Annotated in this window: 19 protein-coding genes and 1 tRNA gene; 16 read left to right on the forward strand and 4 right to left on the reverse strand. The window is 40.4% G+C overall.

Annotated elements, in window-relative coordinates:
- Window positions 1-105 precede the first annotated feature (105 nt).
- From I2H52_RS01575 to I2H52_RS01585, 3 genes are read left to right on the forward strand one after another with little or no spacing between them, the layout of a single operon-like run.
- Window positions 106-486: a GntR family transcriptional regulator gene (locus I2H52_RS01575; protein ID WP_195593890.1), complete on the forward strand. Its 381-nt coding sequence runs from the start codon at window positions 106-108 to the stop codon at window positions 484-486.
- Window positions 479-1,327 (forward strand): ABC transporter ATP-binding protein, encoded by an 849-nt coding sequence (locus I2H52_RS01580; protein WP_195593892.1) that lies wholly within the window; start codon window positions 479-481, stop codon window positions 1,325-1,327. Before I2H52_RS01575 ends, I2H52_RS01580 begins: the two co-directional genes overlap by 8 nt.
- The gene (locus tag I2H52_RS01585; RefSeq protein ID WP_195593895.1) at window positions 1,327-1,956 is read left to right on the forward strand and encodes an ABC-2 transporter permease; all 630 of its coding nucleotides are present in this window, start codon (window positions 1,327-1,329) and stop codon (window positions 1,954-1,956) included. Before I2H52_RS01580 ends, I2H52_RS01585 begins: the two co-directional genes overlap by 1 nt.
- 182 nt (window positions 1,957-2,138) lie before the next feature.
- Here I2H52_RS01585 and I2H52_RS01590 read toward each other — a convergent pair whose 3' ends face one another.
- The gene (locus I2H52_RS01590; protein WP_195593897.1) at window positions 2,139-3,698 is read right to left on the reverse strand and encodes an ATP-binding cassette domain-containing protein; all 1,560 of its coding nucleotides are present in this window, start codon (window positions 3,696-3,698) and stop codon (window positions 2,139-2,141) included.
- Window positions 3,699-4,031: 333 nt separating this feature from the next.
- A complete protein-coding gene (locus tag I2H52_RS01595) occupies window positions 4,032-4,361 on the reverse strand; it encodes a hypothetical protein (protein ID WP_049501341.1) in 330 nt (109 codons plus the stop codon).
- 168 nt (window positions 4,362-4,529) lie between these two features.
- Between I2H52_RS01595 and I2H52_RS01600 the strand changes: the two genes are divergently transcribed.
- The 7 genes from I2H52_RS01600 to I2H52_RS01630 all read left to right on the forward strand — a co-directional run bounded on the left by I2H52_RS01600 (window position 4,530) and on the right by I2H52_RS01630 (window position 13,438).
- Window positions 4,530-5,072 (forward strand): YceD family protein, encoded by a 543-nt coding sequence (locus tag I2H52_RS01600; RefSeq protein WP_049501342.1) that lies wholly within the window; start codon window positions 4,530-4,532, stop codon window positions 5,070-5,072.
- A complete protein-coding gene (nth, locus tag I2H52_RS01605) occupies window positions 5,073-5,702 on the forward strand; it encodes an endonuclease III (RefSeq protein ID WP_000244437.1) in 630 nt (209 codons plus the stop codon). It begins immediately after the preceding gene.
- A gap of 210 nt (window positions 5,703-5,912) precedes the next feature.
- Window positions 5,913-6,434 (forward strand): bifunctional pyr operon transcriptional regulator/uracil phosphoribosyltransferase PyrR, encoded by a 522-nt coding sequence (gene pyrR / locus I2H52_RS01610; RefSeq protein ID WP_049485335.1) that lies wholly within the window; start codon window positions 5,913-5,915, stop codon window positions 6,432-6,434.
- A gap of 18 nt (window positions 6,435-6,452) precedes the next feature.
- Complete coding sequence (locus I2H52_RS01615; protein ID WP_049501343.1) at window positions 6,453-7,376, forward strand: aspartate carbamoyltransferase catalytic subunit; 924 nt, start codon at window positions 6,453-6,455, stop codon at window positions 7,374-7,376.
- A 49-nt stretch (window positions 7,377-7,425) separates the two neighbouring features.
- Window positions 7,426-8,505: a carbamoyl phosphate synthase small subunit gene (locus I2H52_RS01620; protein ID WP_000166847.1), complete on the forward strand. Its 1,080-nt coding sequence runs from the start codon at window positions 7,426-7,428 to the stop codon at window positions 8,503-8,505.
- 201 nt (window positions 8,506-8,706) lie between these two features.
- Window positions 8,707-11,883 carry a carbamoyl-phosphate synthase large subunit gene (gene carB / locus I2H52_RS01625; RefSeq protein WP_049501344.1) on the forward strand — a complete coding sequence of 1,059 codons (3,177 nt, stop codon included), beginning with the start codon at window positions 8,707-8,709 and terminating at the stop codon, window positions 11,881-11,883.
- Between the two features lie 220 nt (window positions 11,884-12,103).
- A complete protein-coding gene (locus tag I2H52_RS01630) occupies window positions 12,104-13,438 on the forward strand; it encodes an Nramp family divalent metal transporter (RefSeq protein WP_049501345.1) in 1,335 nt (444 codons plus the stop codon).
- A gap of 117 nt (window positions 13,439-13,555) precedes the next feature.
- Here the strand turns inward: I2H52_RS01630 and I2H52_RS01635 are convergent, their stop codons facing one another.
- Both I2H52_RS01635 and I2H52_RS01640 read right to left on the reverse strand, forming a co-directional pair.
- Window positions 13,556-13,798: a type B 50S ribosomal protein L31 gene (locus I2H52_RS01635; protein WP_000710762.1), complete on the reverse strand. Its 243-nt coding sequence runs from the start codon at window positions 13,796-13,798 to the stop codon at window positions 13,556-13,558.
- Window positions 13,799-13,893: 95 nt separating this feature from the next.
- On the reverse strand, window positions 13,894-14,829 hold the full coding sequence (locus I2H52_RS01640; RefSeq protein ID WP_195593900.1) for a DHH family phosphoesterase: 936 nt from the start codon (window positions 14,827-14,829) through the stop codon (window positions 13,894-13,896).
- Window positions 14,830-14,932: 103 nt separating this feature from the next.
- Between I2H52_RS01640 and I2H52_RS01645 the strand changes: the two genes are divergently transcribed.
- The 6 genes from I2H52_RS01645 to I2H52_RS01670 all read left to right on the forward strand — a co-directional run bounded on the left by I2H52_RS01645 (window position 14,933) and on the right by I2H52_RS01670 (window position 17,032).
- Window positions 14,933-15,376, forward strand: coding sequence for a flavodoxin (locus I2H52_RS01645; protein ID WP_001162125.1), 444 nt, complete (start codon window positions 14,933-14,935; stop codon window positions 15,374-15,376).
- A gap of 115 nt (window positions 15,377-15,491) precedes the next feature.
- Window positions 15,492-15,758: a chorismate mutase gene (locus I2H52_RS01650; protein ID WP_001046957.1), complete on the forward strand. Its 267-nt coding sequence runs from the start codon at window positions 15,492-15,494 to the stop codon at window positions 15,756-15,758.
- Complete coding sequence (crcB, locus tag I2H52_RS01655; RefSeq protein ID WP_044021006.1) at window positions 15,755-16,129, forward strand: fluoride efflux transporter CrcB; 375 nt, start codon at window positions 15,755-15,757, stop codon at window positions 16,127-16,129. Before I2H52_RS01650 ends, crcB (I2H52_RS01655) begins: the two co-directional genes overlap by 4 nt.
- Window positions 16,123-16,452 carry a fluoride efflux transporter CrcB gene (gene crcB, locus I2H52_RS01660; protein WP_000237394.1) on the forward strand — a complete coding sequence of 110 codons (330 nt, stop codon included), beginning with the start codon at window positions 16,123-16,125 and terminating at the stop codon, window positions 16,450-16,452. The genes crcB (I2H52_RS01655) and crcB (I2H52_RS01660) overlap by 7 nt, the downstream gene beginning before the upstream one ends.
- A 118-nt stretch (window positions 16,453-16,570) precedes the next feature.
- On the forward strand, window positions 16,571-16,918 hold the full coding sequence (gene rplS, locus I2H52_RS01665; protein WP_001068669.1) for a 50S ribosomal protein L19: 348 nt from the start codon (window positions 16,571-16,573) through the stop codon (window positions 16,916-16,918).
- Window positions 16,919-16,960: 42 nt separating this feature from the next.
- A tRNA-Arg gene (locus I2H52_RS01670) sits at window positions 16,961-17,032 on the forward strand.
- Window positions 17,033-17,546 lie beyond the last annotated feature (514 nt).

Consider the following 17,546-nt stretch of genomic DNA (forward strand, 5'->3'; position numbering starts at 1 on the left):
GCGGGCAAAGAAAATTTTGTCTGCTTCTTTTTAGATATTGAAATGTTTTAACTGTTATGATATAATTATAACAGTTAAAACACAAATAACAGTAGGGGGTTGAGGATGAATATACAAATTAATAATTCCAGTGATGATCCAATATATCTGCAAATAAAAAATCAAATTAAAGCACAAATCATTTCTGGAGATTTGAAAGTGGGAGAACAACTACCTTCGATAAGATTCTTAGCGAAAGAATTAAGAGTAAGTATGTTAACTGCAAAAAGAGCTTTTGATGAATTAGAGTTAGACGGATTTATAAATTCGGTAAAAGGAAAAGGTAATTTTGTTGCAGCACAAAATAAAGAACTAATTCGAGAAGAATACTTAAAGAAAATTGAATCGAAGCTTCAAGAAGTAGTTGAACTTTCAGAAATTGCAGATGTATCCAGTGATGAATTGATAAAAATGTTAAAGAGTTATGTGGAGGGTGAATATGAGTAAATATGCTATTGAAATTAAAGATTTAGTAAAAACATTTGACAGTTTTAAACTAGGACCGGTAAATCTTACTATTCCGAAAGGAACAATAGTTGGATATATCGGACAGAATGGAGCTGGTAAAAGTACAACTATAAAATTGTTACTTGGGCTTTTAAGAAAAGACTCTGGCGATATAAGACTTTTAGATGAGGAAAATCCTAATAGTGTTGAACTGAAAGATAAACTTGGAGTGGTATTTGATGATTTGTTAGTGCCGGAAGAAATGACATTAATCGATGTTGAAAAGTTTTGTCATAGAGTTTATTCAAAATGGGATAAAAAGCAGTTTTATGGATTCGTTGAAAAATTCAATTTACCACATAAAAAGATGATTAAAAACTATTCTCGTGGTATGAAAATGAAACTTTCAATGGCTGTTGCTTTATCTCACAATGCTGAACTTTTGATTTTAGATGAAGCAACAAGTGGGCTTGACCCAATTGTAAGAGAGGAAATCTTGGATTTGTTATTAGATTTTATGCAAGATGAAAATCATACAATTCTTATTTCTTCCCATATTTTATCTGACTTAGAAAAAGTGGCAGATTACATTGCTTTTATTCACAATGGAAAAATCTTATTTGTGGAAACAAAAGATGAGTTAAAAGAAAACTACGGTATATGTACTTTATCCAATGAAGAAGTAAATAACATTGATGAAGAAGCCATTGTAGGAAGAAGAATACATTCTTTTGGGCAAGAGTTACTTGTTAAAAAGGGTCTTGTACCTGATGGTATCAAGTTACAAAAACCGTCAATTGAGGATATTATGATTTACTTTGTGAAAGGAGTGAGACAATAATGACAGCATTAATTTTGAAAGATATAGCTACTTTAAAAAAGACATTATTATTAACGGTTACTATCAGTATTGCACTGGCTGTATATGGAATTTATGAAAATGAATTGTTTATGGTTCCGTTAATATGTGCAATGATTCCGCTCATACTTACTGCAATCGCCTTTGGTTATGATACAAAATCAGATTTCGAACAGTTTGCATTTTCGATGCCAATAAAAAAGAGCAGTTATGTGTTGAGCAAGCTTTTCTTTGCATTTGCCTTTGGTTTGGTCGGTTCATTCTGCATTTTTGTACTGTTGATGACAAAAAATCAAATGTCATTGGATAATATAGTGTTTATTGCTTTAATTACATTAGCTGCTAGTATACTTATGTCTGCCATTCAATTACCATTTATTCTTAAATATGGTGCTGAAAAGGGTAGACTCATTATGGTAATCACTTATTTCTTAATATTTGCTTTATCAACACTGTTAAAAGAAAAGTCGGATTTTCTTGCAGAACTAATGGAGATTTTTAGTAAAAATTCTATATCAATTATTTGCTTAGGAATTTTAGTTGTAAGCATATTAATCATAGGGCTTGCAGTAAAATTGTCCGTTATGATTATGGAGAAAAAAGAATACTAGTTATAAATTATTTAATTTGTAGTTAAGTGGCAGAGATGGAAAAACAATTTTTTCCTTAATTGTCAAGTCAAGTGCAACAAAGTTGTTCTTCTGATTAAGTTAGTATCTTTCAAGCTGTTTGAGTTAGCTCAAGCAGCCCAAAGAATCCAGAGTTCGCCTCTGGATTTTTCTATGTTCAAAAGTTATAAATCCTGTAAATCAAAGACTTCAAAACCATGTTCTGTCAAACGATAGATGGCCCTACAGACCTCTTTTAAGAAACGTCTGTCATGTGACACAGTGACCAGACCACCTGGATAAGAGGCAAAGAGTTTTCTGATTTCGGGTTGGGAAGTTGGAGAAAAGTTGCGTGTGGGCTCATCCAGAATGAGAAAGTTTGGTTTGCGTAGAACTAAATCCAACAGAAGTAGTTTGCCTTGTTGACCACCAGATAAGGAACGGATTTGGTGTTGCATCTCTGGATAACTGAAATTGAGACTGGCTAAGTGGGATTGGATTTTCTGTAATTCCTCTTTTTGCCCTGTTTGGCTGAGAAAGGCTACTGGCGATAGATCCAATTGCAGCTTTTTATGGTAATCTTGTGGCATAAAACCAAGTGAAATCTCTCTTTTGGCGCTTAGTAGTTGCCGCAACTTGGCTAACAGAGTTGATTTCCCAACACCATTTGGCCCGATGATACCGATTTTATCTTGGCCACGGATCGTTAGTTGTAACCCCTGAGCTAAAATACGCTCGCCAATGGACAAATTTTCTTTTTCCAGTTGGACTAAGACTTTAGAAGATGCTAATGGTTGGATGTCTGAAAAGAAAAGTTGGATTTGTTCCTCTTCAAGTGGTTTTTGGGTCATGGACTGAGCTTCCTTTTCAAAGCGTTTTTCTTGAGAGAGAACAGTTTTCATCTTTTTAGCCAATAGGCGACCAGCAGTACTGTCTTTGGTTGCTCGAAGTGCAGTTTCTACATTTTGCTTAACGCGGCGATGTTTTTCCATGGTTTTGTCATAGGCTCTCTGGTCGTTAGCAGCTTGCTGACTTTGTCTGGCAAAATTAGCCTTTCTCTGCTCACTATAGCGATCATAGTCTAAATGCTCGACTAGTGTTTCTGCTTCTTTCCGATGCTTGACCAGTCGCAAGTGGACAATAGTATCTGCCGTTTGAGAAAGAAAGTCTTCATCATGGGAAATGAAAATAACAGTTTGCCTAATCTTTTGAATCTGTCTTTTTAGCCAATCAACCGTCTCAAGGTCTAGGTCATTTGAAGGTTCATCTAAAAACAGAACCTCAAAAGGTTTGGCTAACTCGTGGATGAGCTGAATTTTCAATGCTTCGCCCCCTGATAGACTGCCAATCTCTTGGTCGCTAGCAAAACGGTCGCTATCAAAGTGCAATTCCTCCGCCAAACGATAAAGAATGCTGTAGTCTAAATCAGCAGAATCCAAAAAGAAGTAGTCATGTAGAGTCCTATTTTTCAGGAACTCGGGGAGTTTTTGAGGAATGTAGGCCAGTGATTGAAGGTCAGACTGGATGTCGCCCTTGATGGTAAAATCAGGTAATGCTTCTCTCATTAAAGCTCGTAGTAAAGTCGATTTACCATTTCCTTCTTCACCAATAATAGCAACCTTTTCTCCGTCTTGGATAGTCGTGGTTAGGTCAGATACAAGATCTCGTAGATCTTTGTTTTGCGTGATAGTTAGATGATTGATTTTTATCATATTGTTGCCCTTTCTAGAATGTCGATAGTGCATAACAAAAAGCTCTACTTTATCTAGTAGAGCCCAAAGTCACTGTCCAAAACTCTATTATCCTCGTTGAAAAACTCGTCAAACTAGCTTGGAGCTGCCTACCCCAACCCAAGAGGAGCATAGCTTTCTAGTTTTTTGATTTTCAATGAGGACAAGATACTAGAAAATCTAGTATAAAAAGAGCACACAATAAAGAGACAAAAACAAGATCTACTAAATAAAGATTCTTTATTTGATAGACTTAGTTGTTCATGTCTCCCTTACCTCCGAGTATTAGTACCTCTATCCTATACCTTTCAGGAAATTTTGTCAACAGAAAACAAGTAATTTCAAACTCTAAAAACCGAAAACAGGCCCATAGAGAGTTAGCACGTGTTTGACATGTTCGTAGTGGAACTTGTCATAGTTTCGCCAAGCAATACGAGCTTGATCGTTTAGTTTTAGGCTCCCTAGTCCAATAAGAAGACTGGTACGTTGGTAAAATTTCTCAAGGTCGATTAAGATACTGTTGTCCAGTTTTTCTGCTGTTTTTAGTTCCTTAAGAGTGGTGTTCAGCAGCTCTTGCAGTCGAAGATCATCAGCTGTTCCTTGTTTACAGCTTTGGTAGCTTTTATTTAACTCGGAAAGGAGTTGGTAAGCTTCAGTGATGAGTGCTTTGTCCTCCATATGAGCATCCTCCTTGCTCTGATGTATTCTTGCCTATAGTATAGCACTAATAGGAAAGTTTGTCATAGTAAATATGTTAAAAAATGAGATTTTAATATCAAAGTTTGGGAGGCTGACTTATAGCCTTTTCATGGTATAATCAAGTGAGTACATCTTTATGGAGGAAATATGAAGTTAAACATTCAAGAAATTCGTAAGCAACCTGAAGGCCTGCATTTTGAACAAGCTTTGGACCTGGCAGCAGACTTGCGTAAACGGAACCAAGAGATTTTAGATGTCAAAGATATCCTTGCAGTGGGGAAGGTACAGTATGAAGACCGTCTGTATTTCTTAGACTATCAGCTATCTTATACCATTGTTCTTGCTTCCAGCCGCAGTATGGAGCCAGTTGAGTTGGCTGAGTCTTATCCAGTGACAGAAGTTTTCATGGAAGTAGCGACCAACCAACTGGACCAGGAAGTTCTTGATGATGACTTGGTCTTGCCTATTGAAAATGGGGAAATAGACCTTGCTGAGAGCGTAGCAGATAATATTCTGCTCAATATCCCAATCAAGGTCTTGACGGAAGAAGAAGAGGCGGGCCAAGGGTTTGTGTCTGGAAATGACTGGCAAATCATGACTGAAGATGAATACCAAGCCCAACAAGCAGTCAAGAAAGAAGAAAACAGTCCATTTGCTGGCTTGCAAGGACTGTTTGATGGAGACGAGTAGATGGTTTTATCTAAGAAACGTGCCCGTCATGTCATAGAGGAAATTATTGCCCTCTTTCCAGATGCTAAGCCTAGTCTTGATTTTACCAATCATTTTGAACTCTTGGTTGCAGTGATGTTGTCAGCTCAGACCACAGATGCAGCGGTAAATAAGGCCACGCCAGGTCTCTTTGCTGCTTTTCCGACACCACAAGCCATGTCTGTAGCGACAGAGAGTGAAATTGCTTCACACATTTCTCGCCTGGGACTGTATCGAAATAAGGCCAAATTCCTTAAAAAATGTGCCCAACAGTTACTAGACGATTTTGATGGTCAAGTGCCTCAGACTCGAGAGGAATTAGAAAGTCTAGCTGGTGTTGGTCGTAAGACAGCCAATGTTGTCATGAGTGTGGGCTTTGGGATTCCTGCTTTTGCAGTGGATACTCATGTGGAGCGTATCTGCAAGCATCACGATATCGTTAAAAAATCAGCTACGCCACTTGAAGTAGAAAAACGTGTTATGGATGTCTTGCCACCAGAAGAGTGGTTAGCAGCCCACCAGGCCATGATTTACTTTGGACGAGCTATCTGCCATCCCAAAAATCCAGAATGTGACCACTATCCCCAATTATATGATTTTAGTAATGTTTAAGGGGACTCTGAAAAAGTTTTTGCTTGATTTTAAGGGTGCTTTGTGCTATAGTAAATGGTAACTAAATAGTCCTTTAAACCTGTCCCGTGAGGCAGGCAAGGAGCGCGATAAAGTAGAAGGGTGAAGTCTATACTGTTTACAGTAGGGCTCGCTTGGCTATACATTTCAAGTCTCCTTGTAGAAGGAGACTTTTCTTTTTGGAGGTTTGTCATGAAGGCAAAAGAAGTTGTAGACGAATTGACCGTCAAACGCGCGATTACGCGAATTACTTACGAGATTATTGAGCGCAATAAAGATTTGAATAAAATTATCCTAGCTGGGATAAAAACGCGTGGTGTTTTCATCGCTCATCGTATCAAAGAACGCTTGGAGCAGTTGGAAAACATCACTGTTCCTGTTGTGGAATTGGACACCAAGCCTTTCCGTGATGATGTTAAAAGCGGAGAAGATACTTCTTTGATTTCTGTTGATGTGACTGACCGTGAGGTTATCTTGGTGGATGATGTGCTCTATACAGGCCGTACTATCCGTGCTGCGATCGATAATATTGTTGGCCATGGTCGTCCTGCGCGCGTGAGTCTTGCGGTGCTAGTTGACCGTGGACATAGAGAATTGCCTATCCGTCCAGATTACGTTGGGAAAAATATCCCAACCAGTCGTTCTGAAGAAATCATCGTAGAGATGACAGAACTTGATGGCCAAGACAGAGTTCTGATTACTGAAGAAGCTTAGAAAGCTGAAGGAGTAGCCATGTCAGAAAACCAACAAGCATTGAACCATGTGGTTTCTATGGAAGACCTTACAGTTGATCAAGTGATGAAATTGATCAAACGAGGAATCGAGTTTAAAAATGGAGCCCAACTTCCCTACGAGAACAAACCTATCGTGTCTAATCTCTTCTTTGAAGATTCTACACGGACACATAAGTCCTTTGAAGTGGCAGAGATTAAGCTAGGATTGGAGCGACTGGACTTTGATGTGAAGACTAGCTCAGTCAATAAGGGTGAGACATTGTATGATACCATCTTGACCCTATCTGCTCTAGGAGTGGATGTCTGTGTGATTCGCCACCCAGAGGTAGACTATTACAGAGAGTTGATTGTGAGTCCGACGATTACAACTTCTATTATCAATGGTGGGGATGGCTCAGGTCAACATCCTAGCCAGAGCTTGCTTGATTTGATGACTATTTATGAGGAATTTGGCCACTTTGAGGGTCTCAAGGTTGCTATTGCAGGCGACTTGGACCACTCACGCGTTGCCAAATCCAATATGCAAATTTTGAAACGCTTGGGAGCTGAACTGTACTTTGCAGGACCTGAGGAATGGAGAAGTCAAGAGTTTGCGGACTATGGACAGTTTGTAACTATTGATGAGATTGTTGATCAGGTGGATGTTTTGATGTTACTCCGAGTTCAACATGAACGCCATGAAAGTGGAGCCGTTTTTTCAAAAGAAGACTACCATGCTCAACACGGCTTGAACCAAGAACGCTATAATCGCTTAAAAGAAACAGCAATCATTATGCATCCTGCTCCAGTGAATCGAGATGTGGAAATTGCTGACCACTTGGTTGAAGCACCAAAATCACGCATTGTCCAACAAATGACCAACGGTGTCTTTGTTCGAATGGCAATCTTAGAATCCGTACTGGCGAGTAGAAACGCCAACTAAAACACAAGACGTTAAAAGACGCCAGTGAGCGTCCACGAGAGGTGAAAATATGACAAAAAGACTTCTAGTATTAGAAGATGGCACAGTTTTTGAAGGTAAGGCCTTCGGAGCAGATATTGATGTAACAGGCGAAATCGTCTTTAACACAGGGATGACCGGCTACCAAGAATCCATTACAGACCAGTCTTATAATGGACAAATCTTGACCTTTACCTATCCTTTGGTGGGAAATTATGGAATTAACCGTGATGATTACGAATCCATCATTCCAACTTGTAAAGGAGTTGTCGTTTTCGAAGAGGCGCGTCGAGCTAGCAACTGGCGCAACCAAATGACCTTGGACGAATTCTTGAAAGCCAAGAAAATTCCAGGTATCTCAGGGATTGATACGCGTGCCCTTACTAAGATTATCCGTAAGCATGGTACGATGCGTGCAACCTTGACCCATGTTGGAGACAGTATGGACCATGTGACGGACCAGCTCCAAGCAACAGTCTTGCCGACAGACAATATCAAACAGGTTTCCACTAAAACTTCCTATCCAGCTCCTGGAGTTGGTTTGAGCGTGGTCTTAGTAGACTTTGGTCTCAAGCACTCAATCTTACGTGAACTTTCTAAGCGTAACTGTAACGTGACCGTCGTTCCGTATTCAACAACGGCAGAAGAAATTCTCCACCTAAATCCTGATGGAGTTATGTTGTCAAATGGTCCAGGTAACCCAGAAGACGTTCCAGAAGCACTGGACATGATTCGTGGTGTGCAAGGGAAAATTCCAATTTTCGGTATTTGTATGGGACACCAACTTTTTGCCATGGCAAACGGGGCGAAGACCTACAAGATGAAATTTGGTCACCGTGGATTTAACCACGCGGTACGTGAAATTGCAACAGGACGCGTAGACTTTACCAGCCAAAACCACGGTTATGCAGTTAGCCGTGAGGACTTGCCAGAGCATTTGATCATTACCCACGAAGAAATCAATGACAAGTCAGTTGAAGGAGTTCGCCACAGATACCAACCAGGTTTTTCTGTACAATTCCACCCAGACGCAGCTCCTGGTCCACACGACGCAAGCTACCTATTTGATGAATTTATCGAGATGATGGAAGCTTTTAAACAAGCAAACTAAAAACGAGTGAGAAATCGTCAGAGAATTTATTTAATGGCAACCAGAGAGTTGCCGAATAGAAAGGAGAAGGGTGGTCCGTATTTGCTGAACTGAATACGGGCTACGGACGGTGCTAAAAAGATAGTTATTCCTAGAACTGATAGTTCTTCGTCATAACTCCTATTTTAGCTTTGCCCGCTTGACGCCCTTAATATCTTATAAATGCCTAAACGTACTGATATTCAAAAAATTATGGTGATTGGTTCTGGTCCGATTATTATTGGTCAGGCTGCTGAGTTTGACTACGCTGGGACCCAGGCCTGCTTGTCTTTGAAAGAGGAAGGTTATGAAGTTGTCTTGGTGAACTCAAACCCTGCCACCATCATGACGGACAAGGAGATTGCGGACAAGGTCTACATCGAACCGATCACACTCGAGTTTGTGACACGTATTCTCCGTAAGGAACGTCCAGATGCCTTGCTTCCAACTCTTGGTGGTCAGACAGGACTCAATATGGCCATGGAATTGTCTAAAAATGGTATCCTAGATGAGCTTGGGGTAGAGCTTTTAGGTACTAAATTGTCTGCCATCGACCAAGCAGAGGACCGTGACCTCTTTAAACAATTGATGGAAGAGCTTGAGCAGCCAATTCCAGAATCTGAAATTGTCAACACAGTAGAAGCAGCTGTTGCCTTTGCGGCATCAATCGGCTACCCTGTTATCGTTCGTCCAGCCTTTACCCTTGGTGGTACTGGTGGTGGTATGTGTGCCAACGAGGAAGAATTGCGTGAAATCGCTGAAAATGGGTTGAAACTGTCACCTGTTACCCAATGTTTGATTGAACGTTCAATCGCAGGTTTCAAGGAAATCGAGTACGAAGTGATGCGAGACTCAGCTGATAATGCCCTTGTTGTTTGTAACATGGAAAACTTTGACCCAGTTGGGATTCACACAGGAGACTCCATCGTATTTGCCCCAGCACAAACCATGTCAGACTATGAAAACCAAATGCTTCGTGACGCGAGCTTGAGCATTATCCGCGCTCTCAAGATTGAAGGTGGATGTAACGTTCAGTTGGCACTTGATCCTCATAGCTTTAAGTATTATGTCATCGAAGTAAACCCTCGTGTATCTCGTTCATCCGCCCTTGCTTCTAAGGCGACGGGTTATCCAATCGCTAAATTGGCTGCTAAGATTGCAGTAGGATTGACCTTGGATGAGGTTATTAACCCAGTTACAGGATCAACCTATGCTATGTTTGAACCAGCGCTTGACTATGTTGTTGCTAAGATTCCTCGTTTCCCATTTGACAAGTTTGAAAAAGGTGAACGCCGTCTCGGAACTCAGATGAAAGCGACTGGGGAAGTCATGGCCATTGGTCGTAACATCGAGGAATCTCTTCTAAAAGCCTGTCGTTCACTTGAAATTGGGGTTCACCACAATGAAATGCCTGAACTGGCAACCGTTTCTGATGATGCCTTGATTGAAAAGGTTGTCAAGGCCCAAGATGACCGTCTCTTCTACGTATCAGAAGCTATTCGCCGTGGTTACACACCAGAAGAAATCGCTGAGCTTACGAAAATTGATATCTTTTATCTTGATAAACTCTTGCACATCTTTGAAATTGAGCAAGAATTAGGTGCCCATCCACAAGATCTAGAAGTCTTGAAAACTGCTAAACTTAATGGTTTCTCAGACCGTAAGATTGCGGAACTCTGGAAAACGACAGCTGAGCAAGTTCGTCAACTTCGCTTGGAAAACAAGATTGTCCCAGTTTACAAGATGGTCGATACCTGTGCGGCAGAATTCGACTCTGAAACACCATATTTCTATTCAACCTATGGTTGGGAAAATGAGTCTATCAAGTCTGACAAGGAATCTGTACTTGTCCTAGGTTCAGGTCCAATCCGTATCGGACAAGGGGTTGAGTTTGACTACGCAACCGTTCACTCTGTTAAGGCGATTCAGGCTGCTGGTTATGAAGCGATCATCATGAACTCAAATCCAGAGACCGTTTCTACCGACTTCTCGGTATCAGACAAACTTTACTTTGAACCATTGACATTCGAAGATGTGATGAATGTCATTGATTTGGAGCAACCAAAAGGCGTTATTGTTCAGTTTGGTGGTCAAACAGCTATCAACCTTGCAGAGCCTTTGGCAAAAGCAGGTGTGACCATTCTTGGTACCCAAGTAGCTGACTTGGATCGTGCCGAAGACCGCGACCTCTTCGAGCAAGCCCTCAAAGACTTGGATATTCCACAGCCACCAGGACAAACAGCAACTAATGAAGAAGAAGCGGTGCTTGCTGCTCGCAAGATTGGCTTCCCAGTCCTCGTTCGTCCATCTTATGTCTTGGGTGGACGTGCTATGGAAATCGTCGAAAACGAAGAAGACCTTCGTTCTTACATGCGTACCGCTGTTAAGGCCAGTCCAGACCATCCAGTCCTTGTCGATTCTTACATCGTTGGGCAAGAGTGTGAAGTCGATGCCATCTCAGACGGGGAAAATGTCCTCATTCCTGGTATCATGGAGCATATCGAACGTGCCGGTGTCCACTCAGGTGACTCAATGGCCGTTTATCCTCCACAAACCTTGTCGCAAAAGGTTCAGGAAACCATTGCAGACTACACCAAACGCCTAGCAATTGGTCTTAACTGTCTTGGTATGATGAACATCCAGTTTGTTATCAAGGATGAAAAAGTCTACGTTATTGAGGTTAATCCACGTGCCAGCCGTACAGTTCCATTCCTTTCAAAAGTAACCAATATCCCTATGGCTCAGGTAGCAACTAAGCTCATTCTTGGTCAAAGTTTATCAGAACTTGGTTACCAAGATGGACTTTACCCTGAAAGTACTCGCGTTCATATCAAGGCTCCAGTCTTCTCCTTCACCAAGTTAGCTAAGGTAGATAGCTTACTTGGTCCTGAAATGAAGTCAACAGGGGAAGTCATGGGTTCTGATGCTACTCTAGAAAAAGCTCTCTATAAAGCCTTTGAAGCTTCTTACCTCCATTTGCCAACTTTCGGAAATGTAGTCTTCACCATTGCAGATGATACCAAAGAAGAAGCCTTGGACTTGGCTCGCCGTTTCCAAAATATCGGTTACGGTATCCTCGCGACAGAAGGAACTGCAGCCTTCTTTGCTAGCCATGGATTGCATGCCCAGCCTGTTGGTAAGATTGGTGATGATGAGAAGGATATCCCAAGCTTTGTTCGTAAAGGAAAAATCCAAGCGATCATCAATACTGTCGGAACCAAGCGAACTGCTGACGAAGATGGTGAGCAAATCCGCCGTTCAGCCATTGAACATGGTGTGCCACTCTTTACAGCACTAGACACAGCAAATGCCATGCTTAAGGTGCTAGAAAGTCGTAGTTTTGTCACAGAAGCGATCTAGTTGAGAAAGAATTTTTACAGTTTTAAAGCCAGCGTCAGAAAACGCTGGCTTTTGCAATACTGATATTGCTTCTTTCAACTATCATTTTTTTTATTTGTAATCATTCTAAAATGTGATATAATAAGCGTGAATTGGAAATAGGTAAACTATTTTCATCATTCTTTCAAAAAATATTCTATTAAGAAATATGTAAAGACAGATTAGAAAGTGTAAAATCCCTATGTCCTCTTATAAAAAAGTCTCTCTTTCTGAGATCAATCAATCTATTGAGACTCCAAATAACAATCATTTTTGGCAAAATCTAAAAGCATTCTTAGGACCTGGAGCTCTTGTGGCAGTTGGCTACATGGATCCAGGAAACTGGATCACCAGTGTGGTTGGTGGTGCTTCCTACAAATATAGTCTCTTATTTGTTATTTTGATTTCATCCATCATTGCCATGCAACTACAACAGATGGCTGGAAAGCTCGGTATCGTAACTAAGATGGACCTAGCACAGGCAACTGCACATCATGCTCCCAAGTGGCTTCGTTATAGTTTATGGGTGATTTTAGAATTAGCTTTAATGGCGACCGACTTAGCTGAGGTTCTAGGCTCAGCGATTGCCTTAAATCTTTTATTTAAAATACCAATTATGGTCGCTATCCTCTTAACCGTTTTAGACGTATTTCTTTTGTTGTTGTTGATGAAATTTGGCTTCAAAAAAATTGAAGCCATTGTTACGACCCTTATTTTAACCATATTAGCCATCTTTACCTATCTGGTGGCTTTATCCAATCCAAGTATTCAGGGTATTTTGGGTGGTTATTTACCGACTCCAACATTATTTGAAACACCATTACCAGGTCATGAAAGCCAATTGACTTTGGCTCTAGGAATTGTGGGAGCGACAGTCATGCCCCATAATCTCTATCTTCATTCATCCCTATCCCAAACAAGGAAAATCAATCACAAAGATAAGAAGGATGTTCGAAAAGCCGTTCGTTTTATGACCTGGGATTCAAATCTTCAGTTGTCCCTCGCCTTTATTGTCAATTCCTTACTGCTCATTTTAGGGGCCTCTCTCTTTTTTGGTCATGCATCTGAAATTTCAGCTTTCTCCCAAATGTACAATGCTTTACAGGATTCGACAATAGCAGGAGCTATAGCTAGCTCAACTCTGTCAACTTTATTTGCCCTAGCTCTCTTAGCAAGTGGACAAAATTCGACCATTACAGGTACCTTAACAGGACAGATTGTCATGGAAGGCTTCTTGCATCTGAAATTGCCTCAGTGGATGATCCGTATCGGTACCCGTATTTTTGCATTGCTACCTGTGATTATAGTCGCCGTTTTGTTTGGACATCAAGAAAAAACCTTGGATCAGTTATTGGTCTATTCACAGGTCTTTCTGTCAATCGCTCTTCCGTTTTCAATCTTCCCTTTAATCTATCTGACCTCTAAGAAGTCACTGATGGGAGAATTCACCAATGCCAAGTGGAACACCATCCTAGGTTACGCAGTTTCAATCATCTTGACCATTCTCAATATCAAGCTTCTTTTCGATATTTTTTAAACTCGTTTGAAATCAATTATAGTGTCAGCGTGAAGGTTGACAACATAGAAAGTAGTAGTGATTGGTTCATAAAAAGAAGTACAAAAAAAGAACAGTGGTAACTGTTCTTTTTTATCATTATTTGAGACCGTATTTTTTGTTGAAACGATCCACACGTCCATCTGCTTGAGTGAACTTTTGACGTCCAGTGTAGAATGGGTGTGAGTCTGATGAAATTTCCACACGAATCAATGGGTAAGTTTCGCCTTCGAACTCAACAGTTTCGTTAGAGCGTTTTGTTGAACCGCTAAGGAATTTGTAACCAGTAGTTGTGTCCATGAAGACAACTGGGCGATATTCTGGATGGATATCTTTTTTCATTTTGCAATATTTCCTTTCTGCCATGGTCTCTTTGCGAGCCATAGATTGTTACCATACTAGTCTATCAGATTCTGAAAAGTTTGGCAAGTATTTTATCAGTTTTTAAGCAAGTTTTTTAACTTTTGATAGATGATTTCGTTTTCTTCTAGACTATAGGAATTGGCGCCACTAGCTAATGGATGTCCTCCTCCGTCGTGTTCTTTGGCAATTTCATTAATAGGGGTAATTTTAGTGCGCATACGCACACGGAAGTGACCATCAGCTTGTTCAACAAAGATAGCCCAAGCCTTAACGGTATCAATTCGACCAGGTGCTCCGACAATCGCAGCCGTTTCAGCATCCGTAACCTTATATTTTTTCAAGATGTCTTGAGTGAGTAGAACCCGTGCAGCCCCATTCTCATCAACTTCTAAGTGATCATAAACATATCCTTGCAATTTTGCAATCTTGAAGCTCATGGTATCCATTTGACGAGACAGTCTAGCAAAGTCAAAATCAATTTCTCGGAGCTGGCTAGCTATTCTAAAGGTTCGAGCACTAGTTGACGGGTAGAGAAAACGCCCTGTGTCCCCGACAATTCCTGCATAGAGAAGTCGTGCCGCTTCACTAGACAAAGCTAGCTGATTTTCTTGAGCAAATAGGGCAATCATCTCACTGGCACTGCTTGAACTTGTATCCACCCAAGATAGGTCACCATAGATATCATCATTTGGATGGTGATCAATTTTGATGGTGAAAGCAGCTTGTTCGTAGCGTTTATCATCGATACGAGGACGATTCGCTGTATCACAAATAATAGCAAGAGCTCCTTGGTAGTCACTGTCTTGTACAGTATCCATTTCCGCCATCCAAGTAAGAGTTGGTTCGTTATAACCGACTGCTTTGATGGTCTTTTCTGGAAAATGGTGTGTGAGAAGAGCTTTCAAGCCCACTTGACTCCCTAAGGCATCTGGATCTGGTTTCATATGACGGTGAATGATAATCGTGTCGTATTCTTTGATTTTCTCTAAGATTTGCTGGCAAATTTCCATAAATAACCTCAATTCTTTCTCATTTCATTGTAACACAAGAATTTTTATTTTTAAAATGAAAAAGATATGATATAATGGAGAAAGATAAATTGAGGAGGACGATATGGCATTAGCAAAAATTGTATTTGCCAGTATGACCGGTAATACCGAAGAAATTGCAGATATTGTAGCAGATAAATTGCGTGACTTGGGCTTGGATGTCGATGTTGATGAATGTACGACTGTTGACGCTTCAGACTTCTTGGAGGCGGACATCGCGATCGTTGCGACTTATACTTACGGTGATGGAGAATTGCCAGACGAGATGATGGACTTTTATGAAGACCTAGCAGACCTCAACTTGAATGGCAAAATCTACGGAGTGGTCGGTTCAGGAGATACCTTCTACGACGAATTCTGTAAGGCTGTTGATGACTTTGATCGTGTATTTGTAGCGACAGGAGCTGAAAAAGGTTCAGAGTGTGTTAAAGTAGACCTTTCTGCCGAAGAAGAAGACATCGAACGTTTGGAACAATTCGCAGAAGAATTGGCTGCAAAAGTAGGATAAGAAACAAACTGCGCTGACTGGAAGGAGTCAGTGCAGTTTTTAGTAGTTAAACTAGATTTTACTAGCCTATTTGCTGGCTTTTTGATACAATAATTCAAATAAAGGAGGAGACTGTATGAACTTAGATATTATTCGGCAAGAAATTGATCAAATTGACGATCAAATTGTCAAGCTCCTAGAAGAACGGATGCAGTTGGTTGAGGGTGTAGTTGCCTATAAGAAAGCATCAGGAAAATCTATTTTAGATACTAAGAGAGAAGAAGTTATTTTTGATAAAGTCAGAAATCGAGTAGAAGATAAGCGTTATCAGGAGACTATTGTCGCGACTTTTTCAGACATTCTCAAACGTTCGCGTGATTATCAGGATCAAAACATCAAATGAAAAAAGAACAATTCTATCCGCTAGGGATTTTTTTAGCTGCTATGTCGGGTGGCCTTGTCCGCTATTTTTTATCTAGTCAGTTGCCAGTCAGTCCTGACTTTCCATGGGGAACCCTTCTTGTCAATTATCTGGGCATTTTCTGCCTGGTCTATCTGGTGAAAGGCTATCTGGTCTATAGGGGAACTAGTAAAGGCTTGGTTTTGGCGCTGGGGACGGGTTTTTGCGGAGGTTTAACAACCTTTTCTAGTCTACTCTTGGATGCTGTGAAATTGCTCGATACCGGGCGTTATCTTAGCTTAATCATCTATCTGCTTTTGAGTATTGGAGGAGGTCTGCTATTGGCTTATGTTCTAGGGAGGAAGAAATGGTAATCGTTTATCTTGCAATCGCCTGCGGGTTCGGAGCCCTGGTGCGTTATTTCTTTTCCCGCTATAATCAAGCTTCTAAATTGCCACTGGGTACTCTCATTGCCAATCTTCTAGGATGTTTTTTGATTGGCCTACTCTACAATCATGTGGAGTCCAAGGAAGTCTATGCCATCCTAGCGACAGGTTTTTGTGGAGGGTTAACGACCTTTTCAACCTTGAATGATGAGCTGCAAAGACTAATCAGTGACAAGAAGGTATTTTATAGCTATTTAGCCTCAACATACATAGGCGGTTTTCTAGCGATTTTTTTAGGAATTCTGCTATAAATTTCTTTACTTTTAGGTGGAAATTTGATAAACTGTATCTTGTGTGTAATGGACGCACAAAAATACAGTTTATCCGCTGAGGAAGGTTCCTCAAGATTGACAAAGATAGGAGAATAAAATGAATCCATTAATCCAAAGCTTGACTGAAGGTCAACTTCGTACAGATATCCCATCATTCCGTCCTGGTGACACTGTTCGTGTACACGCGAAAGTTGTCGAAGGTAACCGTGAACGTATCCAGATTTTTGAAGGTGTTGTTATTGCACGTAAAGGTGCTGGCATCTCAGAAAACTACACAGTTCGTAAAATCTCTAACGGTGTAGGTGTTGAGCGTATCTTCCCAATCCACACTCCACGTGTTGAAAAGATCGAAGTTGTTCGTTACGGTAAAGTACGTCGTGCGAAATTGTACTACTTGCGTGCTCTTCAAGGTAAAGCAGCTCGTATCAAAGAAATCCGTCGTTAATTCGACTAAAAAACTCTGCTTACCCAGCAGAGTTTTTCTCTAGCTCCCTTAGTTCAATGGATATAACAACTCCCTCCTAAGGAGTAGTTGCAGGTTCGATTCCTGCAGGGGGCATTTTTAGAAATGTAAACAAATACAAAGAAAATTCAAAGTGTTTATTTAAAGGCAATCATCACAAGTTCATTTTTAAAAATAATTAAGTATTTTTTGTCTTTTTGACCAAATCATGACCAAATTTTGACCCAAAATTATACTTTGGTCAATGACTATAGAATAAAATGGATCATGAAAATGTCTTTGATTTATAGTAGTGTTAAAAAAGGACTTCCTTTATTGGAATGTCCTTATTTTTATTGATTATGGAATTGACAAATGAGGTTAAGGTTCAGATCTATGAACTCAGAAAGCAAGTACAAATCCTTGAATTATCAAATTAAGTGCACATTTTCTCGAACTCATCCTCTAGAACTTCACTTCCACCTAAAACAAGGTGTTTTGCCAGTTTGTCAAGCGACGTCTAGCGCCATAGAGCCCTACGACTTTACAAGACACCACTACTTTAACATAAAGAAAAAGTAGTGAATACTCTCTCCCGTCGGAAATTTCTTCACTACTAATCTTAGTATGT

Origin of the sequence: Streptococcus oralis, assembly GCF_015561235.1 — a bacterium.
In the GTDB taxonomy this organism is placed as follows: Bacteria; Bacillota; Bacilli; order Lactobacillales; family Streptococcaceae; genus Streptococcus; species Streptococcus oralis_BK.